The organism is Aliidiomarina quisquiliarum (assembly GCF_023922585.1).
Lineage (GTDB): Bacteria > Pseudomonadota > Gammaproteobacteria > Enterobacterales > Alteromonadaceae > Aliidiomarina > Aliidiomarina quisquiliarum.
On the sequence record NZ_JAMFTN010000023.1, the window covers coordinates 29,021 to 43,669 of the forward strand.

10 protein-coding genes are annotated in these 14,649 nt (G+C 46.4%); all 10 read left to right on the top strand.

The window, feature by feature from the left end:
* Positions 1-5 precede the first annotated feature (5 nt).
* The 10 genes from M1L23_RS09620 (at position 6) to M1L23_RS09665 (ending at position 14,573) form a co-directional block, all read left to right on the top strand.
* Positions 6-1,613 carry a carboxyl transferase domain-containing protein gene (locus tag M1L23_RS09620; protein WP_252627157.1) on the top strand — a complete coding sequence of 536 codons (1,608 nt, stop codon included), beginning with the start codon at positions 6-8 and terminating at the stop codon, positions 1,611-1,613.
* A 9-nt stretch (positions 1,614-1,622) separates the two neighbouring features.
* Positions 1,623-2,453, top strand: coding sequence for an enoyl-CoA hydratase-related protein (locus M1L23_RS09625; protein ID WP_252627158.1), 831 nt, complete (start codon positions 1,623-1,625; stop codon positions 2,451-2,453).
* Entirely contained in the window at positions 2,453-4,411 is a 1,959-nt protein-coding gene (locus tag M1L23_RS09630) for an acetyl/propionyl/methylcrotonyl-CoA carboxylase subunit alpha (RefSeq protein ID WP_252627159.1), read from the top strand. Before M1L23_RS09625 ends, M1L23_RS09630 begins: the two co-directional genes overlap by 1 nt.
* A gap of 11 nt (positions 4,412-4,422) precedes the next feature.
* A complete protein-coding gene (locus M1L23_RS09635; protein ID WP_252627160.1) occupies positions 4,423-5,325 on the top strand; it encodes a hydroxymethylglutaryl-CoA lyase in 903 nt (300 codons plus the stop codon).
* Positions 5,326-5,329: 4 nt separating this feature from the next.
* A complete protein-coding gene (locus tag M1L23_RS09640; protein ID WP_252627161.1) occupies positions 5,330-7,297 on the top strand; it encodes an acetoacetate--CoA ligase in 1,968 nt (655 codons plus the stop codon).
* A 77-nt stretch (positions 7,298-7,374) separates the two neighbouring features.
* A complete protein-coding gene (locus tag M1L23_RS09645; RefSeq protein ID WP_252627162.1) occupies positions 7,375-9,594 on the top strand; it encodes a putative bifunctional diguanylate cyclase/phosphodiesterase in 2,220 nt (739 codons plus the stop codon).
* A gap of 19 nt (positions 9,595-9,613) precedes the next feature.
* The gene (locus tag M1L23_RS09650) at positions 9,614-11,263 is read left to right on the top strand and encodes an electron transfer flavoprotein-ubiquinone oxidoreductase (protein WP_252627163.1); all 1,650 of its coding nucleotides are present in this window, start codon (positions 9,614-9,616) and stop codon (positions 11,261-11,263) included.
* Between the two features lie 274 nt (positions 11,264-11,537).
* Positions 11,538-11,951, top strand: coding sequence for an H-NS family histone-like protein (locus M1L23_RS09655; protein ID WP_252627164.1), 414 nt, complete (start codon positions 11,538-11,540; stop codon positions 11,949-11,951).
* A 93-nt stretch (positions 11,952-12,044) separates the two neighbouring features.
* Complete coding sequence (gene tsaA / locus M1L23_RS09660) at positions 12,045-12,752, top strand: tRNA (N6-threonylcarbamoyladenosine(37)-N6)-methyltransferase TrmO (protein WP_256473731.1); 708 nt, start codon at positions 12,045-12,047, stop codon at positions 12,750-12,752.
* A gap of 108 nt (positions 12,753-12,860) precedes the next feature.
* On the top strand, positions 12,861-14,573 hold the full coding sequence (locus tag M1L23_RS09665) for a proline--tRNA ligase (RefSeq protein WP_252627262.1): 1,713 nt from the start codon (positions 12,861-12,863) through the stop codon (positions 14,571-14,573).
* Positions 14,574-14,649 lie beyond the last annotated feature (76 nt).

Sequence of the window (14,649 nt, forward strand, 5' to 3'; positions counted from 1 at the left end):
ACATAGTGGCAATCCTGACCAGTAAAGTGAACACCCGCGACGAAGAGTTTATTGCTAATGATCAAGCCATGCGCACCTTGGTGGCTGATTTACAGGTTAAAGTAGGGCAAATAAAACAAGGCGGTGGTAAAAGCTACCAAGAGCGCCATGTGTCGCGCGGTAAATTATTGGTGCGCGACCGTATTCAACGTTTGTTAGATGCTGGCTCGCCATTTTTAGAAGTGGGCCAATTCGCCGGTTGGAACGTGTACGACGACTATGTGCCTGCCGCCGGCTTGGTGGCGGGCATTGGTCGTGTGAACGGCATTGAATGCATGATCGTGGCCAACGACGCCACCGTAAAAGGCGGCACTTACTACCCGCTAACGGTGAAAAAGCACTTGCGCGCGCAAGAAATTGCCGAACGCTGCAACCTGCCTTGTATTTACCTAGTGGATTCTGGTGGTGCTAACTTACCGCGCCAAGAAGACGTGTTTGCCGATCGCGATCACTTCGGCCGTATTTTCTTTAACCAAGCCACCATGTCGGCCAAAGGTATTCCGCAAATAGCGGTAGTTATGGGCTTATGTACTGCCGGTGGCGCTTATGTTCCTGCTATGGCCGACGAGTCGATTATTGTGAAAGAGCAAGGCACTATTTTTCTTGCTGGCCCACCTTTAGTAAAAGCGGCCACCGGTGAAGAAGTGTCGGCTGAAGAGCTAGGTGGTGCCGATGTACACACCCGTATTTCTGGTGTAGCCGACCACTTTGCCATTAACGATGACCATGCCTTAGACATTGCTCGCAAAGCAGTTGCCCGGTTAAACCGTGGTGAAAAAACCAAGCTAGACGAAGCACCAGTGAAGCCACCCCGCTACGCTGCTGAAGAAATTTACGGCATTGTTGGCACCGACTTACGCAAGCCTTACGACGCCCGTGAAGTGATAGCCCGTATTGTCGACGACTCCGACTTTGATGAGTTTAAACAGAACTATGGCAATACCTTAGTCACTGGCTTTGCTCGCATTCATGGCTACCCTGTGGGTATTGTGGCCAATAACGGCATTTTGTTTTCTGAGTCGGCTTTAAAAGGCACTCACTTTATTGAACTGTGCTCGCAACGTAAAATACCGCTAGTGTTCTTACAGAATATTACCGGCTTTATGGTGGGTAAAAAGTACGAAGCGGAAGGCATTGCTAAACACGGTGCCAAAATGGTGATGGCGGTAAGCTGTGCCAAGGTACCAAAGTTTACTGTGTTAATTGGCGGTAGCTATGGCGCAGGTAACTACGGCATGTGTGGCCGTGCTTACGACCCAACCCTTATGTTTATGTGGCCCAACGCCCGCATTTCAGTAATGGGTGGCGAACAAGCGGCCGGCGTTATGGCACAAGTAACCCGCGACAACAAAGAGCGCAAAGGCGAAAGCTGGACCGCCGAAGAAGAAGCCGAGTTCAAACAGCCTATTATTGACACCTACGAGCGCCAAGGGCATCCGTATTTTGCTTCGGCACGCTTATGGGACGACGGTATTATTGACCCGAAAGAAACGCGAAACGTTTTAGGCTTAAGTATTTCCGCCGCCTTAAATGCACCTATTGAAGAAACACGTTTTGGCGTGTTCCGCATGTAAGGAGCTAGCATGAATTATGTTTCTTTAACTATTGATGCCCGTAACGTTGCCACCTTAACCATGGCACGGCCCGACGTGCACAACGCCTTCGACGACACCATGATTGCCGAGTTACGGGCTGCTTTAGCCCAGCTACGGGCACAAAACGAAGGCCAGGATAAAATTCGCGCGTTAGTGTTACGCGGTGAAGGCAAAAGCTTTTCTGCCGGTGCCGACTTAAATTGGATGCGCGGTATGGCGCAAAAGAACTACCAAGAAAACGTAGCCGACGCCGCCGAACTGGGTGCGTTAATGTGGGAACTTGATCAGTTACCTATTCCCACTATTGCTTTAGTGCAAGGTGCAGCTTTCGGTGGTGCCGTGGGTTTAGTGGCCTGTTGCGACATAGCCATTGCCACCGAACGCGCCAGCTTCTGTTTATCGGAAGTGCGAATTGGTTTAATACCAGCGGTAATAAGCCCTTACGTGGTGCGCGCCATGACCAATGCCGCGGCGCGGCGCTATATGCTTACGGCAGAGCGCTTTAGTGCCGCAACAGCGGCCGAATGCGGCTTAGTACACGAGGTGTTTGCCGAATTAGAGCAAGCCGAAGCCAAGGTGCAAGAGCTGGTGGATATTCTAGTAAACAACAGCCCTGCTGCCGTTACCGCCGCCAAAAAATTGGTGCAGCATGTTAGCAATGCACCGCTAAACGAAGAATTGGTTGCTGAAACTGCCCGCCGTATTGCCGAAATACGGGTGTCAAATGAAGGTCAAGAAGGGTTAAGTGCGTTTCTAGAAAAGCGTTCGCCAAACTGGACCCTAGCCGCTACAGCCATGAATAAAAGCGAGTCGAACTAATGTTAAATAAAGTGCTAATTGCAAACCGCGGTGAAATTGCTTGTCGCATTATTCACACGGCGCGAGAAATGGGTATTCAAACGGTTGCGGTGTATTCCGACGCCGACCGTAACGCACAACATGTAAAGCTGGCCGATGAAGCCGTGCATATTGGTGCAGCGCCAAGTAATGAGTCATATTTGTGCATTGATAAAATTATTGCCGCAGCCAAACGTACTGGGGCTGAAGCGGTTCACCCGGGTTATGGGTTTTTAGCAGAAAATGAAACCTTTGCTGAAGCTTTAGAACAAGCGGGGTTAATTTTTGTCGGCCCGCCAGTAGCTGCTATTCAGGCTATGGGCTCAAAAAGTGCGGCGAAAACCATTATGGCCGAAGCCGACGTGCCGTTAGTGCCGGGCTACCATGGCGACGACCAAGCCGACGATTTATTACGCGCTGAAAGTGACAAAATGGGCTACCCAGTGCTGCTAAAAGCAGCTTATGGTGGTGGCGGTAAAGGTATGCGTATTGTGTCGCAGGCACGCGAGTTTGACGAAGCTTTAGCTTCGGCGCGCCGAGAAGCTAAAGCAGCTTTTAGCAACGACAAAATGCTAGTCGAAAAATACATTACCCAACCTCGCCACGTTGAAATTCAGGTGTTCTGCGACCAACATGGCAATGCAATTTATCTTGCTGAGCGCGACTGTTCAGTACAGCGCCGCCACCAAAAGGTAGTGGAAGAAGCCCCAGCGCCAGGTTTAACCGCTGAAACCCGCCAAGCCATGGGTGAAGCCGCTGTACGTGCAGCTAAAGCCATTAACTATGTGGGTGCGGGTACCGTAGAATTCCTACTCGACAGCAGCGGTAGCTTCTACTTTATGGAAATGAATACCCGCTTGCAGGTTGAGCACCCTATTACCGAAATGATTACTGGCGTCGACTTAGTCGATTGGCAGCTACGTGTTGCTGCTGGCGAAACACTCCCTATGGAGCAAGCAGACGTTGAGTTCGGCGGTCATGCCTTTGAAGCCCGTATTTATGCCGAAAACCCCGACGACAACTTTATGCCAAGCACAGGTATTCTTGAGCATTTACGCTTCCCGGTGGAGTCTACCTATGTGCGTATTGACTCGGGCGTAATTGAAGGCGACGAAGTGTCGACTTTCTATGACCCCATGATCGCAAAAGTAATAGTGTGGGATGAAGATCGAGCTTCGGCTTTACGTCGCTTACAACTGGCATTACGCGACACCCATATTGTTGGCGTAACCACCAACACCGACTACATTCACCGCATTGCGACCCACCCTGAGTTTGTTAAAGGCAACGTAAGCACGCACTTTATTGACGACTACGCCAAAGACCTAGTGGTTCACCATAGCGCCAACGATACCGCAGACGCCTTAGCTGTTATTGCCGTACATGCCGCGCTGCAACACCAAGCAACTGTTACTAGCGAAAACCCTTGGGACAGCCTAAGTGGTTGGCAAATGAATGCGCCAACGCACCACCCCGTGAACTTATTAGTAAGCGAAGAACTGCAAAATTTCAGTGTTACTCACACAGCCCAAGGCTACTTTGTTACAGAGCTAGACCGCACCGTGCAGCTAATGGACAACCATGATGTAAGTGTGAACGGTTTACGCTTTGCCGCCCGCTTTGTTGCTTGCTCGAAGGGCTACACCTTATTTACCGCCAAAGGCCGCTTCGACGCTGCGCCTTACGACGCTTTAGCTGAGTTAGCCCATGAAGAAGAAGCTGGCACCATGACAGCGCCCATGAATGGTACTATTGTGGCGGTTAATGTTGCCGCTGGCGACAATGTGGAAGAAGGACAGGCACTGGTTATTATGGAAGCCATGAAAATGGAATACACTATTCGTGCACCTTTTAATGGTGTGGTAGAGCAAGTGTTTTTCCATGCTGGCGAACTCGTTAGCGACGGCGCCGAGTTAGTAAGCCTTGCAGAAGCAGACTAGGGGTTAATTGAATGAGTATACCTACAGCAGTTCGTATTGTTGAAGTTGGCCCTCGCGACGGCTTACAGAACGAGCAGACAGTAAGTACCGCAGCGAAAGTGGGGCTGATTAACGCCCTTTCGCAAACCGGCCTAGTGAACATTGAAGCGGGTAGTTTTGTGAGCCCTAAATGGGTGCCACAAATGGCCGACAGTGCCGACGTAATGGCACAAATTAGCCGCCCAAAAGGTGTAACTTACTCGGTTCTGACCCCAAACTTAAAAGGCTTTGAATTAGCCTTAGCGGCCGGCGCCGACGAAGTAGCTATTTTTGGTGCCGCTTCAGAAGCTTTTAGCCAGAAGAACATTAACTGTTCTATTGCCGAGTCGCTCGAACGCTTTGCGCCAATTATGGAAGCCGCTCGCGCCGCTAACATTCCGGTACGTGGCTATGTGTCGTGCGTATTAGGCTGCCCTTACCAAGGTGATGTACCTATTGCTGATGTAGTGCGAGTGGCCAAAGAGTTATACCGCATGGGTTGTTATGAAATTTCTCTTGGCGACACCATAGGTACAGGTACGCCCCTACATGCCCAGCGCATGCTAGATGCGGTAGCCGAGCAAGTGCCAATGCAGCAACTAGCCTTGCATTTTCATAACACCTACGGCCAAGCATTAGCGAACATTAGTGCCTGTTTACCTTTAGGTGTGCAGGTGCTTGATAGTGCTGTAGCTGGTTTAGGTGGCTGCCCTTATGCCAAGGGTGCTAGCGGCAATGTGGCCACTGAAGACGTACTCTATATGCTCCATGGCATGGGCATTACCACCGGCGTGAACCTCGAGCAGGTTATTCAAGCCGGTCACGATATTTGTTCCACTCTGCAGCTAAAACCAAGATCTTTGGTGAGCCAAGCTGCACTAGCAAACAAAGAGTAAAAATATGACCAAGCATGAACAAGCCCTGTTGAAACCTATGTGGCAGCCTAGTGCCAGCCAAATAGAGCAAGCACAAATGACCGCATTTATGCGCTTTGTGGAAAAGAACAGCAGCCCTCCACAGTCGTTTAACGGTAGTTATGAACGCTTACATGCTTGGTCAATTAGCGATAAAGAAAACTTTTGGCTACTGCTTTGGCGCTATTTTGAGGTTATCGGTAATACCGGTGAACGCGTACTTGTCGACGGTAATAAAATGCCAGGCGCTGAGTGGTTCCCAGGCGCTACATTAAACTTTGCAGAAAACTTATTGCGTTACCGCGACGACCGCATTGCCATGGTGTTTAACGGTGAGAATGGCGACCGCAACGAATTGACCTACGCCGAGCTTTACCAACAGGTAGCTGCCCTTGCCAGCCGGTTGAAAGACGTTGGTGTGGTGGCAGGCGACCGAGTTGCGGGTATGCTGCCAAACTGCATTGAAACCATTATAGCCATGTTAGCTACCACCAGTTTAGGTGCTGTGTGGTCGAGCTGCTCACCCGACTTTGGCGTACAAGGTGTGCTCGACCGCTTCGGCCAAATCATGCCCAAAGTGTTATTTACCGTCGACGGCTATTTTTACAATGGTAAAACCATCGACATTAGCGACAAAGTAAATAATATTCACAGACAAATTGTAAGCATTGAACAGTTAGTGGTTATTCCTTTTGCACAGCTAGCCGATACCGCTCCCGGCAGCCAGCTTTGGGCTGACTTTTTAGACCCTCATGCCACCACAATTGAATTTGTGCAGCGACGCTTTAACGATCCGCTCTATATTATGTTTAGCTCGGGCACAACTGGTGTGCCTAAGTGTATTGTGCACGGTATTGGCGGAACGTTGCTACAACATTTAAAAGAGCACGCCCTGCATACCGACTTAACCCGCGACGACACCCTATTCTTTTTTACCACCTGCGGTTGGATGATGTGGAACTGGCTTGCTTCTGGTTTAGCTATTGGGGCGCGCCTAGCCTTATTCGACGGCTCCCCTTTTTACCCAAGCCCTGAAGCCATGTTCAATTTAATTGATCGCGAACAAATTACCGTATTTGGTACCAGCGCTAAATTTCTTTCAGCGTTAGAAAAAGCTAACGTTAAACCGCAAAAAAGCCATCAGCTAACCACGTTACGCACTATTTTAACCACCGGCTCGGTGCTTACTCCGGAAAGTTTTGACTATGTTTACCGCGATATAAAGCAAGATGTTTGCTTGTCGTCTATTTCCGGCGGAACCGACATTATTAGTTGTTTTGCCCTTGGCAACCCAATTTTACCCGTGTATCGCGGTCAGCTACAAAGCCCTGGCTTAGGCTTAGCGGTGAATGTGTATAACGAACAAGGCAAGGCCATATTAGGCGAGAAAGGCGAGCTAGTATGCGAACGTAGCTTCCCTTGTATGCCTACAGGTTTTTGGAATGACCCCACCGGAAGCACATACCACAGTGCCTACTTTGAGCGCTTTGAAAATATTTGGGCGCACGGCGACTATGCGGAAATAACGCCGCAGCACGGTATTATTATTTACGGCCGGTCCGACACAGTATTAAACCCAGGTGGTGTGCGTATAGGCACCGCTGAAATTTATCGCCAAGTTGAAAAAGTAGAGCAAGTATTGGAAAGTATTGCCGTTGGCCAACAATGGCAAGACGACGAACGGGTTATTCTATTTGTGCGGTTACGCGAAGGTATAACGCTTGATAACAATTTGCGTGATACAATTAAAAAAACCATTCGGGCGAATGCTACACCGCGCCATGTACCGGCCATTATCGTTCAGGTAAATGATATTCCACGCACCATTAGTGGCAAAATTGTAGAACTAGCGGTACGCCAGGTTATTCACGGTGAAATAGTTAAAAATACCGATGCATTAGCCAACCCAGAAGCATTAGCTGAGTTTAAAAATAGAAGTGAACTCAATAGCTAAGGGCTTTTGGGTTGCCAAAGTACGATGATTAGGTAATTATCGTACATCTTATTAAATAGCGGGATTACTGGATACAGATGCAATATTTTTCTCATTTCCGCCAAGCTATCATTGCTGCTTTAATTGGCGTTGTCGTAACCTTGGCGGTTGCGTCGGTATTGCGTTTTGTCGACAATAAAAGGATCCATGCCTCCTTGCAAGATGAGCTTTCATCATTACAAAGTGAAATTACCCGCGAAATGCGCGCACATTTGTTTGGCCTAGAGTGGGTTGCAAAGCAGCATGCGTCAAATCAGAATCGAACCGGCGCTTCATGGTTAGCCGAAGGCCCTGTAATAACAAATAGTTATTCTAACTTTCGTATTCTTATGTGGGTTAATAATAGCGGTACCATTGAAGCCGTTTACCCTCCTGCCTTTGCTGAAGGCATTGTAAATACAAACTTTACTGAGCAAACGGGTAAAAACCTTACCGATTATGAACATGCTAAGCGTTATATTTCTCGTTCCGGATTGCTCCAACGTGAACATTCTGATTTACTTATGGTTATACCCCACCTTACTTCCGAGCCTAGTGGCTATTACATGGCACTACTCAATACCAAAGAATTATTGAACATTACGCTTGCTGCATATTTAACCCCGAGCTCACAATTTCAAATTATCAATATTACGTCTAATAATGTGTTCTACAAGGCTGCCAACGATCAACGTTTTTATAATACTTGGCGCGTGTCACATACTTTACCAATTTTTGGCGAAGTATTTCGCTTAGACCTTTGGCCGTCGGTGGAGCGCTTAAATGAAATGCGTAGCACCTTGCCGCTATTTTTTGTTTTAGCCGGTTTGTTTACTACCGGTTTAATGACCTTTGTACTTTATGTATTAGCAGTAAGCCGAGTACGCGCACAAGAATTAGCCGACACTAACCTAGACCTTTATATTGAAATAGAAGAGCGCGAACGAGTAGAAAAACGCATGGCGTACTTGGCTTCGCACGACATTTTAACTGGTTTAGCGAATCGCCACGCCTTAATTGAAAACTTAGACATTGCGATGAAAAAATATAACTCGCAACAAAAGCTGGTGGGCGCTTTAATTATCGATCTTGATAACTTTAAGGATGTGAACGACGCCTTAGGCCACACCCTTGGTGACGAATTGCTAAAGGCCGTGGCTAAACGGCTAACTGAATTGCAACCTGCATCGGGTGTATTAGCACGCCTAGGCGGCGATGAATTTGCAATGACAGTGACTGACATTGAGTCGGTCACTGTGCTTGAGGAGTTAGCACAGCAGGTACTCGATGCCTTAAAAGTACACTTCACCGTTGAAGGTTATGAACTCTTTATTAGCGGTAGTATTGGTATTGCTATCAGCCAAACCGATGAAGACCAAGCAGACGACATAATGCGTAACGCCGACACCGCGCTGTACCGAGCAAAAGAGCTTGGACGTTCGGTTTATCACGTCTACAGCCATATTCTGCATAAAGAATTAACTGAGCGTATTGAATTAGTTAAACGCCTACGGGAAGCTGTCGACAATGAGCAATTGGCAGTTTTCTATCAACCTAAAATAGATATGTCGAGTCGTCGTATTGTGGGCCTTGAAGCCTTGGTGCGCTGGATTGATCAGGACGGCAGCATTATTGGTCCTGATACCTTTATTCCACTAGCTGAAGACACCGGTTTAATTATTCCAATATCTAATTTCGTGCTTAAAACTGCTTGTATACAATTGAAGAGGTGGCATGATCTTGGCTTAAATGACTTGCAATTGTCTGTAAATTTATCAGGCAAACAATTACAGTCTGACGGCCTAATGGAGTTTATCCTTAGCGTTATAGAAGAAACAGGTATTCCAAGGCATTTGCTTGAGCTTGAACTAACGGAGCAAGTATTTATTGAAAATATTAAGTCGCACACTAACTTTATGCATGCGGTGCGGGAGCAAGGAATGACCCTTGCCATTGACGACTTTGGTGTTGGTTATTCGTCATTGTCTTATTTAAAACACTTCCCTGTAAACGTATTAAAAATAGACCGTTCATTTGTGCAAGACTTACCCGATGACAAAGACGACGCAACTATTACGCAAACCATCATAAACTTGGCGAATAGTTTAGACATTGGTTTAGTTGCTGAAGGTGTTGAAACTGAAGAGCAAGTCGACTTTTTAATTGAGCGTGGTTGTTTAATAGGACAAGGCTTCTTATTTAGCCGTCCTATTCCAAGCTCAGAGATGACCGAGCTGCTCACTCGTTATCAAGGCCTAGTGCCTATTCAAATTGATTAGATTTATTTAAGGAGTAACCATGCAACGCGAAAGTATGGAGTTTGACGTACTCATTGTTGGCGGTGGTCCTGCAGGACTAAGTACTGCCTGCCGATTGGCACAATTAGCAGAACAAGAAGAAAAAGAATTACAAATCTGTGTTATTGAAAAAGGCTCCGAAATAGGTGCCCATATTCTGTCTGGCGCTGTATTTGAAACTCGTGCTTTAGACGAGCTTTTCTCTGACTGGAAAGAGCGCGGTGCGCCGTTAAATACCCCTGTCATTGGCGATGATATATTCCTTTTTAAAAATGCTGAAAAAGCCACTAAACTGCCTAATTTTATGGTGCCGAAAACCTTCCATAATAAAGGCAACTACATTACCAGCATGGGTAATGTATGCCGTTGGTTAGCCGAACAAGCGGAAGCATTGGGTGTTGAAGTATTCCCTGGTTTTAGCGCTGCTGAAGTTATTTATGGCGAAAACGGTGCTGTAGAAGGGGTTATTACTGGCGACATGGGTATTTCTGCCTCTGGTGAGCACAAAGACAGCTACATGCCTGGGATGGAGCTACGGGCCCGTTATACGGTATTTGCTGAAGGCAGTCGTGGCCATTTAGGCAAAGAGCTAATTGCTAAGTTTGAACTGGATAAAAACCGTTCGCCGCAGCACTATGCCTTAGGCTTTAAAGAAATTTGGGACATTCCAGCAGATCAACACCAAGAAGGCTTAGTGGTACACAGCACTGGTTGGCCGCTTGAAGGCCATGCCAGCGGTGGCGGCTATTTGTATCATGCAGAAAACAACCAAGTGTTTGTGGGTTTAATTGTTGATTTGAATTATACCAACCCCCATGTGAATCCGTTTGCTGAGTTTCAACAATATAAGCAGCATCCGACCATTTTGAAGGCCTTAAAAGGCGGTAAACGCGTTAGCTACGGTGCTCGTGTAATTACCAAAGGTGGTTTCCACAGCTTGCCTAAAATGACCATGCCAGGTGCTATTTTTGCAGGGTGTGAAGCCGGCACACTAAACTTTGCCAAAATTAAAGGTAACCATACGGCAATGAAAAGCGGCATGTTAGCGGCCGAGAGCGTGTATGCAGCATTATCCGCTGAACAGTCGCACACCGACCTGATTGAGCATGAGGAACGCTTTAAAAACTCATGGCTATTCAACGAGCTTTATACCTCTCGTAATTTTGGTCCTGTTATTCATAAGTGGGGAACCTGGTTAGGCGGTGCTTATAATACCCTAGACCAAAACTGGTTTGGTGGTAAGTTACCTTTTAATATCAAAGACAACCGCCCTGATTATGCAGGTATGGAACTAGCTGATAAAGCTAAAAAATTAACCTATCCAAAGCCTGATAATGCCATTACCTTTGATCGCAGTTCGTCGGTATATTTATCGAATACTAACCACGAAGAAGATCAGCCATGTCATTTACAGTTACTAGACCCAACTATTCCTATTAGTGTTAACTTAGTTAAATATGCAGAGCCTGCGCAACGCTATTGCCCTGCTGGCGTTTACGAAGTGGTGGAACAGTCTAATGGCGACAAAGTATTTCAAATTAATGCTCAAAACTGTATTCATTGTAAAACTTGTGACATTAAAGACCCTAGCCAAAATATTCGCTGGGTAACACCCGAAGGCACCGGTGGTCCTAATTATCCTAATATGTAATTCGCTATCTAATTAACTAATAAGGGGCGCAACAGCACCCCTTATTTCTTTATAACACCAAGCATAGCCAGTGTAATTATTTTGTAAGCTAACGCTTATTTTATAATTAATCTTTCCTTTTAGTTGTTTATTCGCCTATTTTTAGTTTAAAGTATGAATGTTAATTCATTGCTAATTGCAAGGTTATATCTTTTATTCATTATCTTGCTGAATAGAATTATCAATTAACGACTCTGAATATACGCAACTCATTTACCTACTTATAGGAACTATCATGTCGACCTTTATAGATATATTGACTCATGCTCGTCGATTAAATGCAGCCACAAAGGACCTTAGTGTAGCTGAGCTAAAAGAAGTTGCAGATAAACTAGATGGCGTTATTGCAAAACGTACGGAAGATGAAGCTGAATTAATGCGAATTGAGCAAGAGAAACAAATTCACATTGATCGTATTCGTCGTGAAATGGAAGCCGCTGGTTTAGATGCTAGTGATATTTTAGGTGATGCTGCCGTAGCCGCAAGTGCTAAACCTGTTCGTAGGCGCGCTCCTAAACCACCAAAGTATGAATACACAGACGAAGATGGCATGTACCGCACATGGACAGGCCAAGGTCGTAGCCCACGCCCTATTCAACAAGCAATAGACGCAGGTGGCAGTAAAGAAGACTTCCTTATCAAGAAGTAATATCTTTATTTTATAATACCAACAGCCCGGTTCACCGGGTTGTTTTCTTTGTGTATATATATCACCTGTTTAGTTGGCCATTGGGGAATACAATTGCGTTATAATATTGAGCCCATAGGTATAATTGAATCGCCATATCGTGAGAAGTTTGCAATACCAAGGCAACCGGGATTAGTTAAAAGCGCCCAAGGTAGTATTGTAATGAACAAAGAGTTCTCTTCTCCCGACTTTTTTCGTGGTTTAGATTCTTTTTCACATATTTGGTTAGAGTTTGTTTTTCATGAAAATATAGACCGCGGTTGGCAACCTCTTATTCGCCCACCTCGGCTTGGCGGTAATGCTAAAATAGGTGTGTTTGCAAGTAGGTCTACCTTTCGGCCTAATGCTTTAGGTTTGTCGGTTGTTGAATTACTTGGTATTCATTACCAGCGAGGAATAGCCCATATTGATATTGGCGGCCTCGATTTATTACACGGCACACCTATTATCGATATAAAGCCCTATTTGCCCTATGCCGACGCTATACCAGAGGCTCGTGGTGGTTACGCCCACACTGCTCCTGAACAACATATTCAAGTTGAATTTAGTGCCGCAGCCAAACAGGCATTAATAGCACTGCAGCAACAATACCCCAACTTAAACAATTTTATTGTCGATGTATTAAAACAGGACCCTCGCCCTGCTTATCAAAAGAAAAATGAGAGCGATCGCATTTATGGAATGCAGCTATACAATTTAAATATTAACTGGCACGTGCAAGGTAATACCCATTACGTTACCTCCATAATGGAACTATCGTAACGCTTTCCAGTTAAAAGGCTTTCTGCCCCCTAACGAGCCTGCTAGAATTCAGGCACGACATTTATTATGCCGTTGCTGGCATTATTTGAAACCAACGAGACATTAAACATGCGTACCAGTCAGTACCTTCTTGGCACTTTAAAAGAAATCCCCGCTGATGCCGAAGTAGTTAGTCATCAGCTTATGCTGCGCGCCGGTATGGTGCGTCGAGTCGCTTCGGGCCTGTATACTTGGACCCCAACTGGCTTGCGCGTATTGCGTAAAGTAGAACGAATAGTTCGTGAAGAAATGAATGCCACGGGCGCCATTGAAATTCTCATGCCCATGGTACAGCCTGCCGACCTATGGCAAGAATCAGGCCGTTTAGATGACTACGGCCCAGAATTATTACGGCTAAAAGACCGCCACCAACGCGACTTTGTGCTCGGCCCAACCCACGAAGAAGTTATTAGTGAGTTAGTGCGTAAAGAAGTGAGCAGTTACAAACAGCTGCCACTTAATTTGTTCCAAATTCAAACCAAATTCCGTGACGAAATACGCCCTCGTTTTGGTGTAATGCGTTCGCGTGAATTTATTATGAAAGACGCTTACTCATTTCATACCTCGGAAGCGTGCTTAGAAAAAACCTACCAAGCCATGTACGACGCCTACTCGCGTATTTTTACCCGCTTAGGTTTAAACTTCCGCCCGGTTATTGCTGATACCGGCTCTATTGGTGGCAGCATGTCGCACGAGTTTCATGTTTTAGCCAGCTCTGGTGAAGACGACATCGCCTTTAGTAGTGAGTCGGACTATGCCGCTAACGTTGAGCTTGCTGAAGCAGTTGCGCCTGCAGCAGAGCGCAGCGCTGCCACTGAAGAAATGGTGAAAACAGCCACCCCAGATACAAAAACGATTCAGCATTTGGTTGAACAGTTTAATGTACCTGTTGAGAAAACACTTAAAACACTTATTGTTCATGGTGTGTCTGAAACCGACCAGCCAAACTTAGTCGCGCTGGTGTTGCGTGGCGACCACAACCTGAACGAAATTAAAGCGGCTAAAATTGAAGGTTTGCTGTCGCCTCTTGAATTTGCCAACGACGACGAAATTCGCGAAGCAACCGGTGTAAGCCCAGGCTCAATTGGCCCTGTTGGTTTACCATTGCGTACCATTGTAGACCGCAGCGCAGCCGTAGTAAGCGACTTTGTTACCGGTGCAAACGAAGACGGCTTCCATTTGTTTGGGGTGAACTGGGAGCGCGACGTTGCTTGTACTGAAGTGGCCGATTTACGCGACGTTATTGAAGGCGACCTAAGCCCATGCGGTAAAGGCACCCTAAGCATTGCCCGCGGTATTGAAGTAGGACATATTTTTCAATTAGGCACCACCTACAGCGACGCCATGAAAGTAGGTGTGTTGAACGAAACTGGTAAGAACCAAAACTTAACTATGGGCTGTTATGGCATTGGCGTGTCGCGCATTGTGGCAGCCGCTATTGAGCAAAACCACGACGACAACGGCATTATCTGGCCTGCTTCTATGGCACCATTCGACGTGTGCATACTACCTATGAACATGCATAAGTCGGTACGGGTAAAAGAAGTAGCAGAACAGCTTTATAGTGACCTTAAAACAGCTGGCTTTGAGGTGATTTTTGACGACCGTAAAGAGCGTCCAGGCGTTATGTTTGCCGACATGGAACTGATTGGTATACCGCACACTATCGTTATTGGTGAGCGTAACCTTGACGAACAAGCGGTGGAGTACACTTCGCGCAGCAGCAGCGACAAAGTTAAAATGCCTATTAGTGATGTTGTTAACTACTTAAAAGCACTTTAAGTTTAAAAAACCCCATAGCTGTTTGAATGGCTATGGGGCTTTTTAGCAAAAGTTTTTGCCTGCTTAGCTTTTTCAG

Coding starts and splice junctions, on each gene's coding strand:
- M1L23_RS09645 (WP_252627162.1), top strand. CDS start 7,375: ATGCAATATTTTTCTCATTTCCGCCAAGCTATCATTGCTGCTTTAATT.
- M1L23_RS09650 (WP_252627163.1), top strand. CDS start 9,614: ATGCAACGCGAAAGTATGGAGTTTGACGTACTCATTGTTGGCGGTGGT.
- M1L23_RS09655 (WP_252627164.1), top strand. CDS start 11,538: ATGTCGACCTTTATAGATATATTGACTCATGCTCGTCGATTAAATGCA.
- M1L23_RS09640 (WP_252627161.1), top strand. CDS start 5,330: ATGACCAAGCATGAACAAGCCCTGTTGAAACCTATGTGGCAGCCTAGT.
- M1L23_RS09635 (WP_252627160.1), top strand. CDS start 4,423: ATGAGTATACCTACAGCAGTTCGTATTGTTGAAGTTGGCCCTCGCGAC.
- M1L23_RS09630 (WP_252627159.1), top strand. CDS start 2,453: ATGTTAAATAAAGTGCTAATTGCAAACCGCGGTGAAATTGCTTGTCGC.
- M1L23_RS09625 (WP_252627158.1), top strand. CDS start 1,623: ATGAATTATGTTTCTTTAACTATTGATGCCCGTAACGTTGCCACCTTA.
- M1L23_RS09665 (WP_252627262.1), top strand. CDS start 12,861: ATGCGTACCAGTCAGTACCTTCTTGGCACTTTAAAAGAAATCCCCGCT.